Annotated in this window: 21 protein-coding genes; 20 read left to right on the top strand and 1 reads right to left on the bottom strand. The window is 46.8% G+C overall.

Annotation, left to right across the window (positions count from 1 at the left end; translation table 11 throughout):
- Positions 1-126 precede the first annotated feature (126 nt).
- Positions 127-1,692, bottom strand: coding sequence for an arylsulfatase (locus GXP65_RS13820; protein WP_162093077.1), 1,566 nt, complete (start codon positions 1,690-1,692; stop codon positions 127-129).
- Between the two features lie 345 nt (positions 1,693-2,037).
- Here GXP65_RS13820 and GXP65_RS13815 point away from each other — a divergent pair, with 345 nt between their 5' ends.
- The 20 genes from GXP65_RS13815 (at position 2,038) to yegS (ending at position 22,811) form a co-directional block, all read left to right on the top strand.
- Positions 2,038-3,585 (top strand): arylsulfatase, encoded by a 1,548-nt coding sequence (locus tag GXP65_RS13815; protein WP_005431765.1) that lies wholly within the window; start codon positions 2,038-2,040, stop codon positions 3,583-3,585.
- Between the two features lie 149 nt (positions 3,586-3,734).
- Positions 3,735-6,041 (top strand): multiheme c-type cytochrome, encoded by a 2,307-nt coding sequence (locus tag GXP65_RS13810; RefSeq protein WP_162093075.1) that lies wholly within the window; start codon positions 3,735-3,737, stop codon positions 6,039-6,041.
- Positions 6,042-6,166: 125 nt separating this feature from the next.
- On the top strand, positions 6,167-7,150 hold the full coding sequence (locus GXP65_RS13805; protein ID WP_045403134.1) for a MoxR family ATPase: 984 nt from the start codon (positions 6,167-6,169) through the stop codon (positions 7,148-7,150).
- A gap of 12 nt (positions 7,151-7,162) precedes the next feature.
- Positions 7,163-8,125, top strand: coding sequence for a DUF58 domain-containing protein (locus tag GXP65_RS13800; RefSeq protein WP_162093073.1), 963 nt, complete (start codon positions 7,163-7,165; stop codon positions 8,123-8,125).
- Positions 8,126-8,677, top strand: a complete 552-nt coding sequence (locus GXP65_RS13795; RefSeq protein WP_162093071.1) for a DUF4381 domain-containing protein — start codon at positions 8,126-8,128, stop codon at positions 8,675-8,677. It abuts the gene before it with no gap.
- Positions 8,670-9,761, top strand: a complete 1,092-nt coding sequence (locus tag GXP65_RS13790; protein ID WP_162093070.1) for a VWA domain-containing protein — start codon at positions 8,670-8,672, stop codon at positions 9,759-9,761. Before GXP65_RS13795 ends, GXP65_RS13790 begins: the two co-directional genes overlap by 8 nt.
- Positions 9,754-11,505 (top strand): VWA domain-containing protein, encoded by a 1,752-nt coding sequence (locus GXP65_RS13785; protein ID WP_162093068.1) that lies wholly within the window; start codon positions 9,754-9,756, stop codon positions 11,503-11,505. Before GXP65_RS13790 ends, GXP65_RS13785 begins: the two co-directional genes overlap by 8 nt.
- Positions 11,502-12,809 carry a BatD family protein gene (locus GXP65_RS13780; RefSeq protein ID WP_162093066.1) on the top strand — a complete coding sequence of 436 codons (1,308 nt, stop codon included), beginning with the start codon at positions 11,502-11,504 and terminating at the stop codon, positions 12,807-12,809. Before GXP65_RS13785 ends, GXP65_RS13780 begins: the two co-directional genes overlap by 4 nt.
- Positions 12,810-13,408: 599 nt before the next feature.
- The gene (locus GXP65_RS13775; RefSeq protein ID WP_005447171.1) at positions 13,409-13,807 is read left to right on the top strand and encodes an ATP synthase subunit I; all 399 of its coding nucleotides are present in this window, start codon (positions 13,409-13,411) and stop codon (positions 13,805-13,807) included.
- Complete coding sequence (gene atpB, locus GXP65_RS13770) at positions 13,808-14,575, top strand: F0F1 ATP synthase subunit A (RefSeq protein WP_005533315.1); 768 nt, start codon at positions 13,808-13,810, stop codon at positions 14,573-14,575. It begins immediately after the preceding gene.
- Between the two features lie 49 nt (positions 14,576-14,624).
- Positions 14,625-14,861 carry a F0F1 ATP synthase subunit C gene (atpE, locus tag GXP65_RS13765; protein WP_004727739.1) on the top strand — a complete coding sequence of 79 codons (237 nt, stop codon included), beginning with the start codon at positions 14,625-14,627 and terminating at the stop codon, positions 14,859-14,861.
- Between the two features lie 43 nt (positions 14,862-14,904).
- A complete protein-coding gene (locus GXP65_RS13760; RefSeq protein WP_005431830.1) occupies positions 14,905-15,375 on the top strand; it encodes a F0F1 ATP synthase subunit B in 471 nt (156 codons plus the stop codon).
- An 8-nt stretch (positions 15,376-15,383) separates the two neighbouring features.
- Positions 15,384-15,926: a F0F1 ATP synthase subunit delta gene (locus GXP65_RS13755; protein ID WP_005431763.1), complete on the top strand. Its 543-nt coding sequence runs from the start codon at positions 15,384-15,386 to the stop codon at positions 15,924-15,926.
- Between the two features lie 12 nt (positions 15,927-15,938).
- Positions 15,939-17,477, top strand: a complete 1,539-nt coding sequence (gene atpA / locus GXP65_RS13750) for a F0F1 ATP synthase subunit alpha (protein ID WP_005437731.1) — start codon at positions 15,939-15,941, stop codon at positions 17,475-17,477.
- A gap of 21 nt (positions 17,478-17,498) precedes the next feature.
- Entirely contained in the window at positions 17,499-18,359 is an 861-nt protein-coding gene (gene atpG / locus GXP65_RS13745; protein ID WP_005431811.1) for a F0F1 ATP synthase subunit gamma, read from the top strand.
- 23 nt (positions 18,360-18,382) lie between these two features.
- Entirely contained in the window at positions 18,383-19,768 is a 1,386-nt protein-coding gene (atpD, locus tag GXP65_RS13740; RefSeq protein ID WP_162093064.1) for a F0F1 ATP synthase subunit beta, read from the top strand.
- A gap of 15 nt (positions 19,769-19,783) precedes the next feature.
- Positions 19,784-20,221, top strand: a complete 438-nt coding sequence (locus GXP65_RS13735) for a F0F1 ATP synthase subunit epsilon (RefSeq protein ID WP_005431788.1) — start codon at positions 19,784-19,786, stop codon at positions 20,219-20,221.
- 207 nt (positions 20,222-20,428) lie between these two features.
- Positions 20,429-20,854 (top strand): bifunctional diaminohydroxyphosphoribosylaminopyrimidine deaminase/5-amino-6-(5-phosphoribosylamino)uracil reductase RibD, encoded by a 426-nt coding sequence (locus GXP65_RS13730; RefSeq protein WP_009704172.1) that lies wholly within the window; start codon positions 20,429-20,431, stop codon positions 20,852-20,854.
- Positions 20,855-20,993: 139 nt separating this feature from the next.
- On the top strand, positions 20,994-21,896 hold the full coding sequence (locus GXP65_RS13725; RefSeq protein ID WP_005437729.1) for a LysR family transcriptional regulator: 903 nt from the start codon (positions 20,994-20,996) through the stop codon (positions 21,894-21,896).
- 12 nt (positions 21,897-21,908) lie between these two features.
- Positions 21,909-22,811 carry a lipid kinase YegS gene (yegS, locus tag GXP65_RS13720; RefSeq protein WP_162093063.1) on the top strand — a complete coding sequence of 301 codons (903 nt, stop codon included), beginning with the start codon at positions 21,909-21,911 and terminating at the stop codon, positions 22,809-22,811.
- The last annotated feature ends 81 nt before the right edge of the window (positions 22,812-22,892 follow it).

Genomic DNA, 22,892 nt, shown 5'->3' with positions numbered 1-22,892 from the left:
CTCGTTACTTCAATCGTATCGTTAAATTGCGACATATTTGGAAGTTTTATGCTGAGGCGATGTAAAGTTGCCACAAAAAGAAAACCCACCAAGGCTGGTGGGTTTTTTCGGTAGTAGCAAAAGAAACTATTTCATTTTCTTAACTTCTTGCTGAAGTTGGTCTAGCTGCTTCATCTTGCCTTGTAGGCCTAGAGATTGGTAGCTGATAGATGCAGGGTTCATCATTTGACCTTGCTGCATTGGGTAATCTGGCAGTGTCTTGAAGAAGTCACCAAGTACGTCTTGGATTGGTACGAACAACCACATGTTGTCTGCCATCCAGCGTAGGTACATACCAGATTCGTGCGGTGCTTTCTCGAATGGGTCAGCACGCAGGTGGATGATCTTCGGCCAGTTTGGAGAGAAACGAACGGCATCGGTAATGTTACCTTCTAGGGTCGCGAAGTGCAGTTTCCAGTCGTTCCAACGAACTGCGTTTAGCTCACCATTAGCAGTGAAGTAAAGCAGTGACTCACGAGGACCTTTCTCTTCTTTACCTTGGAAGTAAGGCATGAAGTTGTAACCATCAATGTGTACGCGCCAGTCTTTACCGTTCGCTTTGTAGCCTTTCGCTAGCTTCTCTTTCACGTCAGGAACGCCGGCTGCAGCCATTAGAGTTGGTAGCCAGTCTTGGTGTGCCATCATTTCATTGATTTTAGTGCCTGGTTCAATCACGCCTGGCCAACGAACAAGCTGAGGAACACGCATACCGCCTTCCCATGTTGTACCTTTCTCACCGTGGAACGGTGTTGCACCGCCATCAGGCCAAGACACGGTTTCTGCACCGTTATCCGTTGAGTAGATTACGATGGTGTTATCAGCTACACCAAGGTCATCAAGTTTGTCTAGTAGAATACCCACTTGATCATCGTGTTCTAGCATACCGTCAGCGTAGATACTGATGCCTGATTTACCTTGGTACTTCTCTTGTAGACGTGTCCAAACGTGCATACGAGTGGTGTTGTGCCAGATGAAGAAAGGCTTGTCAGCTTTCACGGCTTTCTCCATGAACGCCAATGAGGTTTCTAGGAACTCTTCATCCGCGTGCTCCATACGCTTACGCGTCATTGGGCCTGTATCTTCAATCTTACCGTCAGCAAAAGACTTGATTACACCACGAGGACCGTAGTTTTTACGGAACTCAGGATCTTTCGGGTAGTAGTAAGTTTCTGGTTCTTCTTCAGCGTTGAGGTGATAAAGGTTACCGAAGAACTCGTCGAAACCGTGGTTAGTTGGCAAGTGTTGGTCTTGGTCACCCAAGTGGTTCTTACCAAATTGAGCCGTCATATAACCTTGCTCTTTCAGCAGGTCTGCAATAGTTGGCGCCCAATCCGGGATACCGTGCGTAGAGCCTGGCATACCGATTGTAAGCAAGCCAGTACGGAACGGTTCTTGGCCTGTGATAAATGCTGCACGGCCTGCAGTACAAGATTGCTGACCGTAGTGATCAGTAAACAGTGCACCCTCGTTTGCAATACGGTCGATATTCGGGGTTTCGTAACCCATCATACCTTGGTTGTATGCACTGATGTTCCAGTAACCAACATCATCACCAAAGATCGCTAGGATGTTTGGTTTGTCTGCCGCCACTGCTGCGCTTGAGGTTGCCAGTACGCCGAGACCGACAGCCAGCTTGCTCATTTGGTTAGCCATAAAAACTCCAAATTGGTTGTAAGTTGGAAAAGAAGCCTAGGTACCGCCCATGCTTCGTTGGCTAATAAGTTAATGATGCGATTGAAGAATGTCGCTTTATAGTGTTTATAACCATAAGTTATGCAGTGAAATAACTTGTTGTTTTATCAGTTAAATGCTTCAACCTTGAAATTTGTGTGGAAAACTGAAGCGGGACACAGGTCACGTAAACCCACTCTTTTGATGTCCTTATAAGACCTTAGTTTGAGTTGGCATCTAATTATGCTATCGGATTCGCAATAGTCTATTTTGTGAGCTATATGTTTGTGTGCAGGATGTACTTTTCTAATACGGACAGAGGTTTATATGACAGCGAATTATGGCGTTAAGCGCCGATTAGCGATTCTTGCCGCTGCTTTTATCGGCGCGACAAGTAGCAGTATCGCAGCAGAAAAACCGAATATTCTGGTCATCTGGGGTGATGATATCGGTCAATCTAATATCAGCGCTTATACATTTGGTTTGATGGGTTACAAAACTCCAAACATTGATAGGATTGCAAAAGAAGGCATGATGTTCACTGACTATTACGGTGAGCAATCTTGTACCGCAGGCCGTTCCACCTTTATTACGGGTCAAACAGTACTGCGAACGGGCTTGAGTAAGGTAGGCCTCCCAGGCGCGGATCTGGGCTTACAAGCAGAAGATGCGACGATTGCTGAAATGCTCAAACCACTCGGCTACATGACGGGGCAGTTCGGTAAAAATCACTTAGGCGATAAAGATGAACACCTTCCAACTAACCACGGCTTCGACGAATTTTTTGGCAACCTTTATCACTTGAACGCCGAGGAAGAACCAGAGAATGTGGATTATCCAAAAGATCCCGAGTTTCGTAAGAAATTTGGTCCTCGAGGTGTGATCAAGTCTTTTGCTGATGGCAAGATTGAAGATACCGGTCCGTTAACGCGCAAGCGTATGGAAACGGTAGATGAAGAAACGTTAGACGCGGCGCTTGATTTCATGGATCGCGCGGTGAAAGCAGACAAGCCGTTTTTCGTCTGGTGGAACGCAACTCGCATGCACTTCCGTACTCACGTCAAAGAAGGCAATCTAGGTAAAACGGGCATCAGCTTCTATGCCGACGGTATGGTTGAGCACGATAACCACGTGGGTCAGCTTTTGAAGAAAGTGGATGACCTAGGCATTCAAGACAACACCATCGTATTTTACTCCACCGATAACGGTCCACACATGAACTCGTGGCCAGATGCAGGTACAACCCCATTCCGTGGTGAGAAAAACACCAACTGGGAAGGGGCATTCCGTGTTCCAGCAATGGTTCGCTGGCCGGGTAAAATTGAACCGGGAAGTGTTTCTAATGAGATCATGCACCATATGGACTGGATGCCAACGTTCTTGGCAGCCGCGGGTGATGATCAAATCAAAGAGAAGCTCCTGAAAGGTTATACAGCGGGTGACAAGACATTCAAAAACCACCTTGATGGCTACAACTTCCTGCCTTACCTAACCGGTAAAGAAGAGAAAGGGCCGCGTGAAGAAATCTTCTACTTCACAGATGACGGTGATTTGAGTTCACTGCGTTTCCGTAACTGGAAGATCGTATTCCTAGAGCAGCGCGCGAAAGGTACGTTGCAAATTTGGGCTGAACCGTTTACTCCATTACGTGTGCCTAAGATCTTCAACCTACGTATGGACCCATACGAAGTGGCCGATATTACGTCGAACACTTACTACGACTGGTTGATCGACCATGCGTACATGCTTGTTCCTGCGCAGGCATACGTGGGCAAATTCTTAGAGACGTTCCAAGAATTCCCACCAAGACAGAAAGCAGCAAGCTTCTCACTTGACCAAGTGATGGAGAAACTGCAAGAAAGTCACAATAAATAGATTGATTGCAACTAAACGTGGGGCTCTTCGGAGCCTCTTTTTTTGCGCCTCGTTTCAGTTTTTCTTAAAACTCGTGTAATTGCTTGTCTAAAAAGAAAAAACACTCCTATCTTTGATCAGAGAATAAAAATAATCACACAAGGATAGCTATGACTCAGTGGGCAAGTTGGAAGCAGGCCTTAATCGGTCTTGCAGCGCTCGTCAGTTTTTCTCTGTTTGCACAGGAAACGCCGCAATCAAACCAATCTTCAACGTTAACTTACGTAGGCAGTGATGCTTGTGTAGATTGTCACCAAAAAGAAACCCAAGCGTGGCAAGGTTCTCATCACGATATGGCGATGAGACATGCTGATGCACAGTCCGTATTGGGTGACTTTAATGATCACACGTTTACATTCAGCGGGAAGCCAAATCGCTTCTATCGAAAAGGGGAAGAGTATTGGGTCAATATTCAAGGGCCTGATGATGAGTGGCATGATTACAAAATCAGCTACACCTTTGCGTGGGATCCACTTCAACAATACATGGTGGAATTCGAAGACGGACGAGTCCAGCTCATTCCTTTTGCTTGGGATTCAAGAACTAAAGAAGAGGGCGGGCAGCGCTGGTTCCATCTTTACCCAGATACCACCCCAACAGACGAGTTCTACTGGACAAACACGGGGCAAAATTGGAACTTCATGTGTGCCGATTGCCATTCTACCAATTTAGAAAAGAACTACGATGCCAAAGCCAATACGTATTCAACCACGTGGTCAGAAATCAATGTCGGTTGCGAAGCATGCCATGGCCCAGCCAGTGAACACGTAGAGCTTGCCAAACAAGCGGAAAAATCTGGGAATACCATCGCCTCAGCTAATCACTATGGTTTTGACCGAGATTTAGGTATGGCAGTAAAAGAATGGGTCTACAAAGAAGGGCACAGCACGCTCCAACCAAAAGAAATCGTTATGACCCATCAAGTTCAAACCTGTGCGCAGTGCCATAGTCGTCGTACACAGTTAAATGAAAGTGCAGACCACGTTAAAGGTTCGTTCCTAGATAAATATCGTCTTAGCTTAATCACACCAGAGCTCTATTATCACGATGGTCAGATCTATGACGAAGATTACGTCTACGGTTCATTTTTGCAGTCTGCCATGGCAGAGAAAGGGGTAACCTGTACCAACTGTCATGACCCTCATACCGCAGAGCTAAAAATCCCTGAAGAAACGGTTTGTGCTCAGTGCCATATTGCGTCTGACTACATGCCGGAAAATCACACTTTCCATGAGGCAAATACCGAGGCGTCTCAATGCACCACTTGTCACATGCCAGAAACGACCTACATGCAAGTTGACCCGCGTCGTGACCACAGCTGGCATGTGCCACGTCCGGATCTAAGCCAACACATCAATACGCCAAACGTCTGTACATCATGCCATGAAGACGAAACCAACCAGTGGGCGGATCAGAAAATAGGCGAGTGGTTCCCGAATTCGAAATACCGTAACCAACAACACTTTGCGGTGGCATTCTACGCCGATTCTATTGGTCATCGCGGCGCGCCTGATGCGTTAGCGTACTCTGCTCAAGATTCATCATTAAGTGACATCATTCGTGCCTCTGCGTTAGAGCGAATGGGCGGCAACACCGGACAAAACACCTTGGTATCGCTGGCTCGCGCGGTGAAGCATGAAAGCGACATGATTCGTCTTGGGGCTGTTGCTGGGTCGTCTGGGTATGAATTCAGCGACCGCTGGCAAATTCTTGAACCATTACTAACAGACCCAGTGTTGTCCGTTCGTGCTGAAGCAGCGAGTGTTTTGGTTCGTCATTATCCAGAAATGAATCCGCTGCAACGCGACAAGATCAAACAGCCATTGGAAGACTACATGGCAATCCAACGCTTTAATGCTGACCGAGGCTTTGGGCGAACGAACCTCGCGAATGTCTATCGAGACCTTGGTGAAATGGAAAAAGCCATTTCGTCTTATCAAAAGGCGATTGAAATAGAACCTTACTTCGAGAACAGCTATGCAAACTTAGCCGATTTGTATCGTGCACAGGGCAACGACAAAAAAGCACTAGAAACCTTGATGGCAGGGATTGAAGCTCAGCCGAAATCGAGTGCTTTGCCATACAGTGCGGGTTTGGCATGGCTTCGTGTTGGAGATGGCGCTAAGGCAAACCAATATTTGAAACGAGCGGCTGAAACGGCAGAGCATAACCCGCAGTATTGGTATGTGTATGGGTTGGCGTTAGAGAAGAGCGACATACTTGCGGCAAGCAAGGCACTGAACACAGCCTACCAAGTGGGTGGAAATCCACAGCATTTGTACGCCGAGTGTGAAGTGCTAGCACGCAACTATAAAAAAGGGGCCGTAGCTTTTGCTTTTGAGCAATGTGTTAAGCAGCTTGCTGAGGTGGCTCCGCCGAAGGTGATTGAGCAATTACGAGCTGCTATTTCAAACTAATATTGGCGATAAGCTATTGGCTATAAATGGTTACAAATTAGTTAGGTATTAAGTTTATAACCAATAGTTATAGGGCTAGTGAGTAGGATGTACACAGCAAAAACTATGCATTTTGAGGGCACACCATGAACCACGCACAACAAGCCATTAATGAATTAATCGAACAAACTGAAAAAAGCGTCATTGGACAAAGCCATGTGGTTCAGGCTTTGGTGATAGGGTTACTGACCAATGGTCACGTACTTTTAGAGGGCTTACCGGGAACGGCAAAAACCCGCTCGGTGAAGTCGCTTGCGAACCTACTTAACACCAGCTTTGGTCGTATTCAGTTTACTCCAGACTTATTACCTTCAGACGTAACAGGTACCGAAGTGTACCAAGAGTTGGATGGTAAGCCTCAGTTGCACTTCCAACCGGGACCAATCTTCAACAGCATTGTGTTGGCGGATGAGGTGAACCGTGCGCCAGCAAAAGTACAAGCTGCACTGCTAGAAGCGATGGCAGAAGGTACGATTACGGTGGGTGATAAGACGCACGTATTACCTGAGTTGTTTATGGTGCTTGCAACACAAAACCCCGTTGAACAAGAGGGTACTTACCCATTGCCAGAAGCGCAGATGGACCGCTTTATTATGAAAGTGACCGTCGACTATCCAGAAGATGAAGCTGAACGTGACATTATTCGTTTAGTGCGCAGTGAAGAGCTGGGTTCAGAAACCAGTAGTGAATTAGTGACGCCAAAACACATTGAGCCAGAGCTTGTGATTGAAGCGCGACGTCAGTTACCGAACATTACTGTTTCCGATTTGGTCGAGAATTACATTGTGGCACTTGTGATGGCGACGCGTAAACCAGAGCGCTACGCGGATTCCCAGCTACAAAAATGGATCGAAATCGGCTCAAGCCCTCGTGCCTCTATTTCTTTAGATAAATGTGCCCGTGCTTATGCGTGGCTACAAGGGCGTGACCATGTAACGCCTGATGACGTGCGTGCAATGGTGCCATCGGTGCTGGGACATCGCTTCTCACTATCTTACGATGCGCTTGCCGATGGTGTTGATCATCAACGTGTGGTGCAAGAGTTGCTTGATTGTGTAGAAATCGGATAAGCGGGAGGGACTATGGCAAAGCCAACGCTTGCTCCTCAATCCCAAGGGCTCGACCCTCGCTTGTATTGCGATTACTCACGATTGGTGCGTTTACAAGCGCAAGCCGAATCTTTCAGCTTACTGCCTCACTTAAAAGCGGGCAGTGTGCTTTCTGGTCGTCATAACTCACTATTCCGCGGACGTGGTTTGAACTTTGAAGAACTTCGTCACTACCAACTAGGGGACGACATCCGAAACCTAGATTGGAAAGTCACCATGCGCACGGGCAAGCCTCATGTGCGCAGTTACACCGAAGAAAAAGATCGTAATGTGATTGTCTGTGTAGATCAGCGCAGTGCGATGTTTTTTGCTTCTACCGAGGTCATGAAATCTGTAGTCGCTGCTGAAGTCGCGGCTATGTGTGGTTGGCGAGTATTGAAAGACGGTGACCGAGTCGGATTTGTTATCGCCTCTGACTCCGCTCTATATCACAGCAAAGCTCAGCGTTCCCAAAACGATTTGCTCGCTCAACTGAAACGACTCTCTCAAGCCAATCAGCGCTTAAATGTGGACTCGCTAGATTCAGACAAAGTGACGTTCAGTAAATGGATTGAGCTCATCAAACGGATGAAGCTAAAGCAATCCACGCTGATTTTCATCAGTGATTGGCGCGATTGCGAAGAGCACCACCTCGATCACCTTAAGCAGCTTCAACAACACAACGATGTTCTCGCGGTGATGGTAAGCGATCCTTTAGAGCAGTCGCTTCCTCAAGATTTGGCAAAAGTGAAATGGGTGATTGGTGACGGTCGTTACCAGCTCAACTTAGACAGCAAAGCCAAAGTCGACGCCGCCAGTGCCAGTTTGGTTGAGAAAGCGCAGTTAAAACGTCAATCACTGGCGCAACTAATGGCGATGAAAAAGCTGCCTCATATCGAAATCGATACATCAGGTGACCACATTACTCAATTCCAAAAACTCGTTGGAGGTCGATAAATGACAGACTTACACACGCCTCCAAGCACGTATATTCTGCGTGAGCTGCATGACGTTGCGGTGCCAGAAAGCTTAAGCTGGGTACCACAAACCATTGGTTGGAAGATCCTTGCCGTCATTGGTGCGATTGTACTTATGTATCTGGGTTACCGACTGCTGCACCATTGGTGGGATAACCGCTACCGTAAAGAAGCTATTGAAGCCATTTCTCGTTTGAATCCAGATGACGCGAGTATGCCCAAAGCCCTGTTCTCGATTTTGAAAATTGTATTGATTCATCTTGATAGCTCTCATGCTCGCTTGTTTGACACCGCGTTCCTGCGCAAGTTAGATGCGCTTAACCCTAAGCATAAAATGTTTGATGACGAAGTCTCTAAACGATGGCTACAAAGTATGGTTGACCCAAGTATTGAGCTGGAAAAAACAGAGCGTTTACAACTTCTTGAACGCGCAACTGAGTGGGTGAAAGAGCACGATGAGAACGCTCACAACATTGAAAAGCGCACGCTTGCCTACAAAGCGCGTGCATTAAAAGGAGGTCGCCATGGGTGATCTTCTTGCTTCATGGCTTGGCATGAGTAGTTTTGAATTTGAGCATCCGCTTTGGTTCATCATCTTGCCGCTGCCTTTGGTGGTGTATTTTCTCGTCCCTGCTTACCGCACCAAACAAATGGCCATCAAAGTGCCGTTCTTTAGTCAGCTTGTGGACGCCATTGGTGAAACACCATCAGAAGGTGCGAGCCAACTCACTCCGAACTGGTGGCAGCGCGCGACGCTTATCATTTCTTGGCTTTTGGTCGTGACCGCAATGGCAAAGCCGACAGTGCTTGGCGAGCCACAGGTGCGTGAAAGCTTAGGGCGCGATGTTATGGTCGTCGTCGATTTGTCAGGCTCAATGGCAGAGCAAGACTTCACATCTAAAACCGGTGAAAAGATCTCTCGTCTCGATGCAGCTAAAGAAGTATTGAGTGACTTTGCCAAAACGCGCAAAGGCGATCGTTTAGGTCTGATCTTGTTCGGTGACGCGGCATTTGTGCAAACCCCGTTCACACCAGACCAAAAAGTGTGGCTAGAGCTCCTGAACCAAACGGATGTGGCGATGGCAGGGCAGAGTACCCACTTGGGTGATGCGATTGGCTTGGCGATTAAGGTGTTTGAGCAAAGCGAACAGTCACGTACTGATGTTGAAGAGAGCAAAGAGAAAGTCGCCATTGTGCTTACGGATGGTAATGATACCGGAAGCTTCGTTGAGCCGATTGATGCGGCGAAAGTCGCGAAAGCCAAAGATGTACGTATCCACGTGATTGCCATGGGTGATCCACAAACCGTGGGTGAAACAGCGCTAGATATGAATACGATCAAACGTATTGCAAAAGAATCCGGTGGTGAGGCGTTTGAAGCGCTCAACCGTGACGAACTTGCTAAAGCCTATGATGAGATTGGTAAGTTAGAGCCACAGCTTTATGAAAGTACCACGTATCGCCCCAAGCAAAGCTTGCATCATTATTTAATGGCTTTAGTCGTTGTGATGTACTTGACCGCGTTCACGTTAGCGACATTTAAGCGTCGTCGACTATCAGTGACTAGTGGAGCTTCCACGCAAGCAGAAAACGGAAAAGGAGAGCGCCATGTTTGATTCTCCTTTCTCTAGCATGGGACTAGAACAGTTCTTCACACAGTTCCATTTCATTCGTCCAATGTGGCTATTGGCGTTCATCCCAATGTTTCTTTTGCTTTGGTTGAGGTGGCGAGAAGAAGCCAAACCTAGCTGGAAAGACATTCTTCCAGAACACTTACGTAAAGCCTTAACGATTGGTGACTATGGTTGGCGAAAGCAACTGCCGCTCAAGCTACTTATGGTGATAGTGGCGATTGCCATCGTCATCTGTGCTGGCCCTTCGTGGGAGCGCCAAGCTTCACCGTTTGGCGAGGATAAAGCCTCTATGCTGGTGGTGTTGGATAACAACGATTCGATGTTGCAAAAAGACCTTCCGCCAAGCCGTTTGGAGCGCTCTAAGCAAAAGATCCGCGACCTATTGGCAGCAAGAAAAGGAGGCAGTACTGGGCTAGTTGTGTATGCGGGGTCTGCTCATGTTGCGATGCCTGTGACGCAGGACAGTAAAGTATTCGAACCGTTTCTTGCTGCGATAACACCAGAAATCATGCCGGTTGAAGGTAAACTTGCTGAAACGGCGCTGCCTTTGATTGACCGACAATTACAAGACCAACCGGGTTCGACGGTTCTGTTGGTCACGGATGGGGTTAATCCTGCAACTATTACCGCTTACAAAAACTACTTCGCTGACAAGCCTTATCAATTGCTTATTTTGGCTGCGGGTAACTCAGACATTGTTTCTAACAACCCTGTCGATTTGGACTCGTTAAATAATCTTGCCAGCGCGACTGGTGGACGCCTTGTGGAAGTGACGGTAGACAATAGTGACATAGAGAAGCTGAATCGTTTTGTTGAGCGAAACATGCAACTCAATGGTGAATCCTCAATGCCTTGGAAAGACATGGGTTATCAACTGTTGTTCCCAATTGCGCTCATCATGATGCTTTGGTTCCGCAAAGGGTGGTTAGTGCAATGGTGTGTTGTCGCGATGGTGTCAACGTCTTTGTTTATGACGCCAAAAGTCATGGCGGAAACCGTCTCGCTCAAAGCGAATAAGCCCGAAGTGGTGCAAGAGGTTACGGTCTGGGATAAAGCGTCTCAATGGTGGTGGGATTTATGGCTCACGCCAAACCAACAAGGGCAGCGCCTGTTCAACAACAACGAATACCTTGAGGCAGCAAAGCACTTTACGGATCCGTTGCGAAAAGGGACGGCTTATTACTACGCAGGCGAATACAAACTGGCTCATACGGCTTTCTTGGAGATGCAAAACAATCCATCAGATGCGGTAAAGGACTATGGCTTGTACAACGCTGCGAGTGCGTTGGCGCGTCAACGTGAGTATTTGGCCGCGCGTAATTTGTTGCAAGCACTGGCAGACAAAGACACCTTGAGCGATCAATTGCGACCAGACGTTGAACATAACCTAAAAGTCATCGGCGGCATTGTTGAAGAGATTAACCGCACCAGTGAAAGTCAAGCAGGGACAACGGATGGACCCGAAGAGTCATTTGAACTGGGTGACAACCCGCAAACGGCAGATGGGGCAGACGAAAAAACCGCTGCTGAGTTAATGCTGAAAGAGAAACTCAATGCGAACGAAATTCTTGGCAGCCAAGAGCTGGCGGATAAGTGGTTAAAACGCGTAGAGGCTGATCCCAAGTACTTCTTGCGTGCTAAGTTCCAAATTCAACTGCGTGAGCCCGTGAAAACGGAGCCGAAGCCACGACCGCAACGACAACAAGAAGAGGAGCAAGCACAATGATGAATGTATTCAAGCTTGGCGCTGACTCTATTGTTGGGCGTCTAAGCACTATCTTGATGGTGTTTACTTTGTTTTTTACTGGTTTGGCGAACGCACAAGACATTCAAGACTTGCAGCGCAGCGATAATGTTGAATTGTTAGCATGGGTTGGTAAGCAGGGAGCAGGGACCGATAGGAAGGAAGCACCTAAGTTCAGTGTGAATGAGCAGGTGATTTTGTACATCGAAGTCGCAACGCCTCGTTGGTTCACAGGTGGTACACGCATTGGCAGCGTAGAAATCCCTAACGTGATTGCAAAGCAGCGTAACCAATTAGCAACCAACTATACCGAGCGCAAAGGGGGACAGACTTGGTCTCGTCAGCGTTGGGAAATAACTTTGTATCCGCAAGCCTCGGGTCAGTTTGTGATTCCACCTGTCGCTGTTGGTGTGCAAGTCTCTGCGCCTGATGGTTCGAAGGTCGCTAGTACGCTTTATACGCAGCCAATTAAGTTTGAAGCGTCTATGCCTTCTGGATTGCTCAGTGATGAGTCTGCATGGTTTACTGCGACTAAGGTGAGTGTGGATCAGAAATGGACAACGTCTAACGATGAGCTGAAAGTCGGCGATGCAATCACTCGCACCATTACGATCAATGCACAAGACAGCCTGTCAGTATTGCTTCCAGACTTGTTATCCAATGATTCTACTGCCAGTTATCAAGCCTATCCTCAACCAAACCGCTTAGATGATAAGCAAACGCGTGGCGATTACCAATCGAGTCGTATCGAAGAAAGCGTGTATGTGATCCAACAGGGTGGTGAGTTCACCTTGCCTGAGCATACGTTCCAATGGTGGAATAGCCAGAGTAAACAGCTGGAAACGGTGGTGATTGAGGGTAAGACCTTCAAAGCCAAGCATACATTCAAATCCTTTGTTCGAGCTTATTCTGGCTGGTTGATTGGCTGCGCAGTGACGCTATTTGTTCTCGTTATCGCCGTCTTGAGCATTCACCGTTATTATCGTTCTCGTCCTACGCCTCCTTGGTTAGTGTTCAGACGAATGGTGAAAGCAAACCGATGGGGTGATGTTCGAGCAAGCTTGTATAAGCAGTTGAGAAGCAACACAGGTGGTCTTGAAATGAGTAAAGCCAGTGACTCTGACGTTTGGCAGAAGCGTTCACAGCGCCTACAAGAGGGGCAGGAGGACGTAAGCTTGATGAATGCTCTTTGGAAAGGGATACAAGCGTTGAAGCCAAAACGCTTCAAGTGGGTGATACCTAAAGCCTTGCCACAACTCGATAAGCAGGCAAGCAATAAGAAATAAAAACGAAAAGGACGCTAGTAAAGCGTCCTTTTTTATATCCTTTAATAAACGTCATGTTGTTATTTTTGCGTGCTACAATGAGCGTGACAAAATAATATATTCTACATATATTTAATTCTTGTCACTTCGACGTTCTGCTTTTGATCTATTTTATCTTTATATTAAACAGGTTTATTAATCGGCTATATATTAAAAATAGTATATTTAAGATTATATAACCAATAAATCACTTTAATTCCTTTCGTGATGGAGTGTCACTTCCATGTGACAAGCTTTTCGTCTTAACCCTGATAAAGACGGCTTATTCAATGTATATTTCATTTTTGATTTGTTCAAATAAAATAACACTTCAAAAATGGAATGATAATTTGCAAGTTTTTCGATTTAGATTATTAAAATTATCGGTGTATATTTCTGGGGAAACGGAAATGCGGAGTGATTCCGTTTTGATTTTTAAATATGTGAATAATAATTATCAGATTAAATTTAATTCTGTGTATTAAATTTATCTTAATATAATTCGTCGTCACTAGGTAGCTTTATTTTGTGAAGTTTAATTATCAGAAGTTTTAATTCGATATTATTTTAAAGGGTGATTTATGGAAGCTAATATTCACGACGACCCAATATTGGTGGCAGGCAAGAGGATTCTGATTGCTCAAGCAGCTTTGGGTCTGGTATTCATCGCGTATGAGTACATGCGAAGCGGGACTCTAAGCGCTGAATCAGCAATCACTGGGGTACTGATTGCGATTCTTCCATCTCTGTTTGGCATGGTATTCGCGTCCATTAAATCTAGGGTGAAACCAGAAGAGAGTTTGCGTGACCTCATGCATCTGAGTCGAAATATCAAAGTCATTTACACCATAGTGATGTTTGTTTTGACGTTTCGATTTATGGCTCTTCGCAACATCGTGGTCCTGATAGGCTTTTGTGTGACGATGTTTGGTCACTTCTTAACGCCGCTGTTCAGAGACCGCTTCGAAAGGAAGGCATAAATGGAGACTGTCCAGTCCGCTCATGAATATATTGAGCACCACTTGACCTTTCTCACCGCCGGCGACGGTTGGTTTGGAATTAACCTTGATTCCATGATCATGGTCTGGTTGACGGGGCTCGTTTTCATCCTTTCATTCCGTTATGCGGTGACGAAAGGAACGAAAGGAGTACCAGGACGATTCCAGTGTTTGATCGAGATAATATTTGAGTTCGTCGATGACATTGTAAAAGAAATATTTCAAGCGAAGGACAAGTTAATTGGTCCTTTGGCACTGACAATATTTGTTTGGGTGTTATTAATGAATGCCGTGGATTTGTTACCGATTGATTTAATTCCTGCACTTACTCGTGCTGTAGGGGTTGAACACTTCCGTGACTTACCATCCGCTGACGTCAATATTACGATGTCGATGGCATTAGGCGTATTTATTTTGGTGTTAGGTTATACGTTTAAAAACAAAGGCGTGAAAGGTTTTATTAAAGAGTTAACTACTCAACCATTTTCACATCCGTTGTTATATCCAGTGAACTTAGTTCTTGAATTGGTGACGTTAATTTCTAAACCAATATCTTTAGGTCTTCGATTATTTGGCAATATGTATGCAGGTGAAATGATCTTCATTCTAATTGCATTAATGCCGTGGTGGATGCAATGGGCACTAAGTGTTCCTTGGGCACTGTTCCACATTCTTATTGTTGTTCTTCAAGCATTTATTTTTATGGTACTGACCGTGGTTTATCTCGGCATGGCTGTTGAAGAGCATTAATTTCAAAAATCTTGTTTCTTAATTAAAAAATTCAATTCTAGGAGTTGTTATGGATATCGTTAGCGCAGTTCTTTACGTGGCGGGTGCACTACTGATCGGTCTTGGTGCAGCGGGTGCCGCAGCAGGTATCGGTAACCTTGCAGGTAAATACCTTGAAGGTGTGGCTCGTCAACCTGATTTGACCCCAATGCTTCGTACTCAATTCTTCATCATGATGGGTCTTGTGGACGCGGTGCCAATGATCGGTGTTGGTATCGGCTTGTACATCATCTTCGCTGTAGCGTAATTCGAATTAATAATTTTCATAACGTTATAGAAGAGAGGGTGCTATGAACTTAAATGCCTCAATGTTTGGTCAGGCGATCTCCTTCGTGATTTTCGTTTGGCTGTGCATGAAATATGTCTGGCCACCACTTGTAAAACTGCTTGATGAGCGTCGTGCTGAAATTGCCCAAGGTCTTGAGCAAACAGAAAAAGCAGCACAAGAGTTAGAACTGGCAAAAGCGAACGGTGAAGCGCTGCTGACAGAAGCTCGCTCAAAAGCTCAAGCCATCATCAACCAAGGTAAGCAACGTCAAGAACAGATGGTTGCGGAAGCGGTTGATCTGGCAAATCAAGAGAAAGCGCGCATTGTCGCAGAAGGCAAAGCAGAAGTGGAAAGCGAACGCAGTAAAGTTCGCCAAGAGCTGAAAGATGAAATGGCGGATCTGGTGATTGAAAGTGCCAGCAAGCTGATTAATCGCAATCTGGATAGCTCGGCTAACCGCGACTTGGTGAACCGCTTCATCAACGAAATGTAGGAGGGCACATGTCCGAATTGACAGTGGTAGCTCAACCCTACGCAAAAGCGGCGTTTGATTACGCACGCGATGCAGAATGCTTGGACGATTGGCAACAAATGTTTGCGATTACCCAAGTGGTCTTGGAACAACCTAACACGCTTCTGGTCTTGAATGACCTTGATGAAGACGGTTCTGAACAACCATTGTTGGATCTGATTCTTCATGCTGGTGGTGAATGGTTGAATCAAAACTTCGAGAATTTTCTTCGCATTATGGAAGAGAACAAGCGTCTAAAAGCGCTCAGTGAAGTAAACGTTCAGTTCCAAGAGATGAAAGCGGATTACGAACGAACCATGACAGTAACAGTGCGTGTTTCAGAACCTCTGGATGAGGAACAGATGGCAAGGCTTAAACAAGCGTTAACCGAAAAGTACGGTAAAGCCATCACACTAGAAACACAACTGGATCCATCCCTTGTAGGTGGTGTGGTGATCACAGCAGGGCAGACCGTGTATGACGGCAGTGTCCTCACCAACCTAAGCCGATTGGCGACCAACCTACATGTGTAACGGGGTATAGAAATGCAATTAAATTCAAATGAAATCAGTGAATTAATCAGAGAGCGAATTGTTAACTTCAACCTCGAAAGTGAAGCGAGAAATGAAGGTACTATCGTCTCCGTTAGTGACGGCATCATCACAATTCACGGTCTTGCAGACGTTATGCAAGGCGAGATGCTAGAACTGCCAGATAACCGCTTTGCGTTGGCTCTGAACTTAGAGCGTCATTCAGTTGGTGCTGTTGTGATGGGCCCATATGCGGACTTGTCAGAAGGGATGAAAGTAAAAGGCACCGGTCGTATTCTCGAAGTGCCAGTCGGTAACGGTTTGCTAGGTCGTGTAGTGAACACGCTAGGTCAACCAATCGATGGTAAAGGCGCAGTGTCATTCGATCGTATGGACCCTGTAGAGGTCATTGCCCCTGGTGTTATCGACCGTAAATCTGTCGACCAACCAATCCAAACCGGTTACAAAGCGGTAGATTCCATGGTGCCAATTGGTCGTGGTCAACGTGAGTTGATCATCGGTGACCGTCAGACAGGTAAAACCGCGATGGCGATTGATGCCATCATCAACCAAAAAGAACTGGGCGTTAAATGTATTTACGTCGCAATTGGTCAAAAAGCATCGACGATTGCCAACGTGGTTCGCAAGCTAGAAGAACACGGTGCACTAGAAAACACTATTGTGGTGGTTGCGTCAGCATCAGAAGCGGCAGCGCTGCAATACCTAGCGCCATACGCAGGTTGTACCATGGGCGAATACTTCCGTGACCGTGGTGAAGATGCGTTGATCGTATACGATGATCTATCAAAACAAGCGGTGGCTTACCGTCAAATCTCGCTACTTCTAAAACGCCCACCAGGTCGTGAAGCCTTCCCGGGTGATGTTTTCTACCTCCACTCACGCCTTCTAGAACGTGCAGCACGTGTTAATGAAGAATACGTAGAGCGATTCACTAACGGTGAAGTGAAAGGCAAAACCGGTTCTCTAACCGCATTGCCAATCATCGAAACCCAAGCGGGTGACGTATCGGCGTTTGTACCAACCAACGTAATCTCGATTACCGATGGTCAAATCTTCCTACAAACTCAGCTATTCAACTCAGGCTTACGTCCGGCGGTTGACCCAGGTATTTCGGTATCTCGTGTAGGTGGTGCAGCGCAAACCAAAGTGATCAAGAAACTGTCGGGTGGTATTCGTACCGCGTTGGCGCAATACCGTGAATTGGCCGCATTTGCTCAGTTCTCTTCTGACCTAGATGAAGCGACTCGTCGTCAGCTTGATCACGGTGAGAAAGTAACGGAACTCATGAAGCAGAAACAGTACGCACCAATGACGGTTGCTGAGCAAGCACTGGCGATCTTTGCAGCAGAGAAGGGTTACCTCACTGATGTCGCGTTAAACCAAATCTCTCGTTTTGAAGAAGAGTTGATGGCATTTGGTCGTACAAACGCGCAGCCGCTACTGGACAAGATCAACCAATCCGGTGATTACAACGACGAGATCGAAAGTGAGCTACACAGCTTGCTGAAAGAGTTCACTGCGCTGCAATCGTAGGACCACTAACAGGAGTCCGTTATGGCAAATACCAAAGAGATTCGCACCAAAATTGCTAGCGTGAGTAGCACGCAAAAGATTACGAGTGCGATGCAAATGGTCGCCGCCAGCAAGATGCGCAAAGTGCAGGAGAACATGCAGGCGTCCCGTCCTTACGCGGAGAACATGCGTAAGGTTATCGGTCACGTTTCGTCCGGTACGCTGGAGTACAGCCATCCTTTCCTTCAAGAACGCGAAGTGAAGCGAGTGGCTTACATCATCATCTCATCCGATCGAGGTTTGTGTGGTGGCCTGAACAGTAACTTGTTCAAAAAAGTATTGGCAGAAATGCAGGACTGGCAAGAGAAGGGCGTTGAAGTAGATACGACGCTCATTGGTTCGAAAGCAATCAGCTTTTTCCAGTCCCTCGGGAAAGTAATGGCACAGACTTCTGGCCTTGGTGATGCACCAAAACTGGAAGATATGTTGGGTGCGGTTAATGCCATGATGGAGCATTACTCCGAAGGCAAAATCGACCGCTTGTTCCTTGTTTACAACCAGTTTGTAAACACCATGGTGCAAAAACCAACGGTATTGCAAATGCTGCCGTTCCCGAAAGAAGACATTTCACGTGATAAAGAGGCTCGTTGGGATTACCTCTACGAGCAGTCTCCTCAAGACATTCTCAACCACCTGATTCAACGCTATGTGGAATCACTGGTTTATCAGGGTGTGGTTGAGAGTATCGCTTGTGAACAAGCCGCGCGGATGATGGCAATGTCTGCCGCGACTGATAACGCAGCGCAACTGATTGAAGACCTACAACTGGTTTACAACAAAGCGCGTCAAGCGGCGATTACTCAAGAGTTGAGTGAAATTGTATCCGGCGCACAAGCGGTTTAGAGAGAGAATTTGAGGTTTAAATTATGAGTATTGGCAAAATCGTCAAAGTCATCGGTGCGGTGGTCGACGTCGAGTTCGAACAAGACAAAGGCCCGAAAGTTTACGATGCACTGAAAATCAACGATGGCAGCGATGGCTCACTGATGCTGGAAGTTCAGCAACAGTTGGGCGGCGGTGTGGTTCGCTGTATCGCAATGGGTTCTTCGGATGGCCTTAAACGTGGCCTAGAAGTGGAATCTACGGGCAACCCAATCACGGTACCTGTGGGTGAAGAAACCCTAGGTCGTATCATGAACGTGCTGGGTCATCCAATCGATGAATGTGGTCCAATCGGTGAGCAAGTGTCTTACGAGATCCACCGTGATGCCCCAAGCTACGAAGAGCAATCTAACAGCACTGCGCTACTAGAAACAGGCGTTAAAGTTATCGACTTGATTTGTCCGTTCGCGAAGGGCGGTAAGATCGGTCTGTTCGGTGGTGCGGGTGTAGGTAAGACGGTAAACATGATGGAGCTTATCAATAACATTGCTAAAGCTCACTCAGGTTTGTCGGTATTTACCGGTGTAGGAGAACGTACTCGTGAGGGTAACGACTTCTACTACGAAATGAAGGAAGCGGGCGTTCTCGACAAAGTAGCCATGGTTTACGGTCAGATGAACGAGCCACCGGGTAACCGTCTACGTGTTGCGCTAACAGGCTTGACCATCGCAGAACGTTTCCGTGATGAAGGTCGTGATGTACTGTTGTTCGTGGATAACATTTACCGTTACACCTTGGCAGGTACTGAGGTATCGGCATTGCTTGGTCGTATGCCATCTGCAGTAGGTTACCAACCAACACTGGCAGAAGAGATGGGTGTGCTTCAAGAGCGTATCACGTCGACTAAGAATGGTTCTATCACGTCTATCCAAGCGGTTTATGTACCAGCGGATGACTTGACCGACCCATCGCCAGCAACCACGTTTGCGCACTTGGATGCGACTGTCGTTCTGTCTCGTAACATCGCTGCTTTGGGTCTGTACCCAGCGATTGACCCATTGGATTCAACATCACGTCAGCTTGATCCTCAAGTGGTTGGTCAAGAGCACTACGATGTGGCGCGTAAAGTTCAGCAAACGCTGCAACGTTACAAAGAGCTAAAAGACATCATTGCCATCCTAGGTATGGATGAACTGTCTGAAGAAGATAAGCGCTTGGTATCTCGTGCTCGTAAAGTCGAACGTTTCCTAACTCAGCCTTACCACGTAGCAGAAGTGTTTACGGGTCAACCGGGTGTATTCGTTCCACTAAAAGACACCATTGCAGGCTTTAAAGCGCTGCTTGATGGTCAGTACGATGACATCCCAGAGCAGGCATTTATGTACTGCGGCAACATCGACGAAGTGCTTGAAAAAGCGAAAAAACTGTAAAGCGCGGGAGGCAATATGGCCATAGCGGTTTCACAAAATACGTTTCAGCTGAATGTGGTAAGTGCAGAGGGCACACTTTACTCAGGTCCAGCGCACGCTATCGCGGTAGCAGGTGCGGATGGTGAGTTAGGTATTCGTCCTGGTCACTCACCGCTGATCAGTAAAATCAAGCCGGGTGTTGCTCGTATTACCGGTGACTTGTCGAAGCCTGAAGAGATTCTGTATGTCTCTGGTGGTTTGGTCGAAGTCCAACCCGATGTGGTTACTGTGCTAGCGGATACTGCGCTACACGGCAAAGACATCGACAAAGCAAGGGCAGAAGAAGCTCGCAGAGCGGCGGAAGAAAACATTCGCGCGCATGTGGACGACATCAGCTTTGCACAGGCACACATGGAGTTGAACAAGGCATTGGCGCAACTTCGTGCAGTAGAACTAACGATGAGAATTCGTTAGTCACTTTTTCGGAATGCGGTCTGAAGAGTGGTAATCAACGGGGCAACTTCGGTTCGCCCCGTTTTATTTTTTGTGAATATCAGACAGGGATTGATTTGTTTGGAGAGGCCAAACGTAAGAGCTTTGCAAACACTTTTATATAGCGAGGAAAGCATGCTGGCGTTAGAATCCATCACCCAAATTTTGAATAACGAGTATCAGATCCAAATGAGCCAACAATTTATGCTTCGTGCGTTGGAAGTGTCACGCAACGCGCTGCCTGCTTGTCAACCAAATCCACCTGTTGGTTGCGTGCTGGTCAAAGACGGTGAAATCGTATCAGAGGGGCATACACAGGCGATTGGTGGCAATCATGCAGAAGTTGAAGCTCTCAAGGCTTACAACGGCGATTTAAGTGACGTGACCGCGTATGTAACACTAGAGCCGTGTTCGTTTGTTGGACGTACACCTGCTTGCGCAAAAACCTTAGTGACTTGCGGCATCAAAAAAGTGGTGGTTGCCATGTTAGATCCTGACCCACGTAACGCTGGTCGTGGTATCGACATCCTAAAAGAAGGCGGCGTAGAAGTAGAAATTGGTTTGTGTGGCGAAGAGGTGAGTGCCTTTTTAACCCCTTACCTAGGAAAATCCTGAGCGATTTTCAGAATATTCTTCGTCAATGCGAGGTCAAAACTCGCGAAAACATGCATAGACGCTCAAATCCGGTGTTCTGAGTCGTTAACTATCATACTGTTAGCTAAAATAAGGCCATGTCCTGTTTTATGTTTGCAAAATGAAGAGCACCGATTTAAACCTTATCCCCATTTTTGTGGCGATTTACGAAGAGCAGAACCTGTCTAAGGCCGCTGCTCGTCTTGATATCAGCCAACCTGCGGTGAGCAAAGCACTGGCTCGTCTGCGTGATATCTACGATGAACCACTTTTCCACAGAAGTACTTCTGGTGTAGAGCCAACCAGCTTTGCGATGGATATCTATCCCGCAATGGTTGCTGCGTTAAAAAACTTCACCTCTACGCTTTCCGCTTCTAGCAGTTTCGATCCTAAAGTTTCTAACCGCATTTTTTCGATCGCCTGTGTATCTGTAGCGAGCTATGAGTTGATGCCACAACTGATGCGTCAGATCCGTGAGCAAGCTCCTAATATCGGGTTAGAAGTGCATCCGCTGTTTACCGAAGATTACGAAAGCGACTTACGTTTACAAAGATACGATTTGATCATTGATTTGCCGCCGCGTGGGCGAACGGTATTAAAAATGGACCCAATTTTTTCTGAGCGTTTGATGGTGGTATGCAGCTCTGAGCACCCGCGCATTCAAGATTCCTGTTCAGTTGAGCAATTCTTGGCGGAAGAACACGTTGTTGTATCTCGTTGGCACGCTCGCAATAGTTTGTTAACGGGTGAAGACATTGAAGATTTGGCGAGTCGCAACATTGTGTATCGTGCGGCGGGTGCAATGGAAATGTTGCCAGTGATCAACGGCAGTGAATACATTGGAATGTTGCCACTGTCGACCATCGAACACTTCTCAAAAACCTATGACATCAAAGCCGTGCCGTTGCCTTTCAATGACAGTGTGCATGACCTTTGTGCGATCTGGCACTCTAGCCGCAGTAATGAAAGCGCGCATCAATGGTTAAGAGCTCAGCTAAAACAAGCGGGTAAAACGATTCGATAACGAGGAGCGAGCATGAAGACAATACGTGCCATTCTAAACGGTAAGAAAGCCGGAACCCCTGAACTTCGCAGTGAGATCATGCGAATGCGAGAGCAGGGTGTGGATCTGCAAGTTCGGGTCACTTGGGAATCTGCGGATATGGAACGCTTAGTTATAGAAGCGGTCAATGAAGGCATTAAACGTATCGTTGTCGCGGGTGGTGATGGCACCGTCAATGAAGCCGTCACAGCACTCAACCAGGTAGACTCAAGTGCTAGGCCTGAGTTGGCCATCATCCCTATGGGGACTGCGAATGATTTCGCTACTGCGACGAAAATCCCCACCACGATTCGAGAGTCCATAGAACTTGCCGTTAAAGGTGAGGCCGTTGCGGTAGATAGCGTTCAAGCCAACGATCGTTACTTTATGAACATTGCAGCGGCAGGTTTTGGCGCAGAAATTACTGCTGAGACGCCCGTAGAGCTGAAGAATTTCTTAGGTGGTGGTGCTTACACATTAACAGGACTAGTAAAAGCGCTAGGGTTTAAACCTTATGATGGCTCGTTGACGATAGAACAGGGCAGTTATCAGGGAGAAATTCTCGTTGGCGCATTTTGTAATAGTCGTTTAGCTGGTGGTGGACAAGAGCTCGCGCCAAACGCACTTATTGATGATGGTTTAATGGACATTACTTTGGTGCATCCATTCTTGCCTCGTGAGCTACCTCAGGTGATTGATGAAATTCAAAACCCAACCGAGACGGGCCAGTTTGTTAAGCATACTCAGGCGAGTTGGTTGGAGATTGATTTTCCTAAAACGCTACCATTGAACTTAGACGGTGAGCCTTACCGTTCTAATAAGATTCGATTTGATGTCAAACCACAAAGCATTCGCCTTGTGCTTCCTCCTCATTGTCCTTGCTTGAGTGTTCACTAGAAAAACAAAAAGCCACCGCTGACGGTTAACTCCTATCACTTAACGTGTTTGGAGCGAACTGGATAGCGAGTCTTACTCATA

The sequence above is a fragment of the Vibrio sp. LB10LO1 genome (genome assembly GCF_010092875.1).
GTDB classification, from domain to species: Bacteria; Pseudomonadota; Gammaproteobacteria; order Enterobacterales; family Vibrionaceae; genus Vibrio; species Vibrio campbellii.
Note: the sequence above shows the minus strand (reverse complement) of the source record. Positions and strands in the feature narration are given on the sequence as shown.

What these genes read in the sequence shown, in the direction of transcription:
- GXP65_RS13775 (WP_005447171.1), top strand. Translation starts at nt 13,409, where the DNA reads ATGGAAGCTAATATTCACGACGACCCAATATTGGTGGCAGGCAAGAGG.
- atpG (WP_005431811.1), top strand. Translation starts at nt 17,499, where the DNA reads ATGGCAAATACCAAAGAGATTCGCACCAAAATTGCTAGCGTGAGTAGC.
- GXP65_RS13755 (WP_005431763.1), top strand. Translation starts at nt 15,384, where the DNA reads ATGTCCGAATTGACAGTGGTAGCTCAACCCTACGCAAAAGCGGCGTTT.
- GXP65_RS13820 (WP_162093077.1), bottom strand. Translation starts at nt 1,692, where the DNA reads ATGGCTAACCAAATGAGCAAGCTGGCTGTCGGTCTCGGCGTACTGGCA.
- GXP65_RS13815 (WP_005431765.1), top strand. Translation starts at nt 2,038, where the DNA reads ATGACAGCGAATTATGGCGTTAAGCGCCGATTAGCGATTCTTGCCGCT.
- atpD (WP_162093064.1), top strand. Translation starts at nt 18,383, where the DNA reads ATGAGTATTGGCAAAATCGTCAAAGTCATCGGTGCGGTGGTCGACGTC.
- yegS (WP_162093063.1), top strand. Translation starts at nt 21,909, where the DNA reads ATGAAGACAATACGTGCCATTCTAAACGGTAAGAAAGCCGGAACCCCT.
- GXP65_RS13795 (WP_162093071.1), top strand. Translation starts at nt 8,126, where the DNA reads ATGACAGACTTACACACGCCTCCAAGCACGTATATTCTGCGTGAGCTG.
- GXP65_RS13735 (WP_005431788.1), top strand. Translation starts at nt 19,784, where the DNA reads ATGGCCATAGCGGTTTCACAAAATACGTTTCAGCTGAATGTGGTAAGT.
- GXP65_RS13725 (WP_005437729.1), top strand. Translation starts at nt 20,994, where the DNA reads ATGAAGAGCACCGATTTAAACCTTATCCCCATTTTTGTGGCGATTTAC.
- GXP65_RS13805 (WP_045403134.1), top strand. Translation starts at nt 6,167, where the DNA reads ATGAACCACGCACAACAAGCCATTAATGAATTAATCGAACAAACTGAA.
- GXP65_RS13810 (WP_162093075.1), top strand. Translation starts at nt 3,735, where the DNA reads ATGACTCAGTGGGCAAGTTGGAAGCAGGCCTTAATCGGTCTTGCAGCG.
- atpA (WP_005437731.1), top strand. Translation starts at nt 15,939, where the DNA reads ATGCAATTAAATTCAAATGAAATCAGTGAATTAATCAGAGAGCGAATT.
- GXP65_RS13800 (WP_162093073.1), top strand. Translation starts at nt 7,163, where the DNA reads ATGGCAAAGCCAACGCTTGCTCCTCAATCCCAAGGGCTCGACCCTCGC.
- GXP65_RS13760 (WP_005431830.1), top strand. Translation starts at nt 14,905, where the DNA reads ATGAACTTAAATGCCTCAATGTTTGGTCAGGCGATCTCCTTCGTGATT.
- GXP65_RS13785 (WP_162093068.1), top strand. Translation starts at nt 9,754, where the DNA reads ATGTTTGATTCTCCTTTCTCTAGCATGGGACTAGAACAGTTCTTCACA.
- GXP65_RS13780 (WP_162093066.1), top strand. Translation starts at nt 11,502, where the DNA reads ATGATGAATGTATTCAAGCTTGGCGCTGACTCTATTGTTGGGCGTCTA.
- atpE (WP_004727739.1), top strand. Translation starts at nt 14,625, where the DNA reads ATGGATATCGTTAGCGCAGTTCTTTACGTGGCGGGTGCACTACTGATC.
- atpB (WP_005533315.1), top strand. Translation starts at nt 13,808, where the DNA reads ATGGAGACTGTCCAGTCCGCTCATGAATATATTGAGCACCACTTGACC.
- GXP65_RS13790 (WP_162093070.1), top strand. Translation starts at nt 8,670, where the DNA reads ATGGGTGATCTTCTTGCTTCATGGCTTGGCATGAGTAGTTTTGAATTT.
- GXP65_RS13730 (WP_009704172.1), top strand. Translation starts at nt 20,429, where the DNA reads ATGAGCCAACAATTTATGCTTCGTGCGTTGGAAGTGTCACGCAACGCG.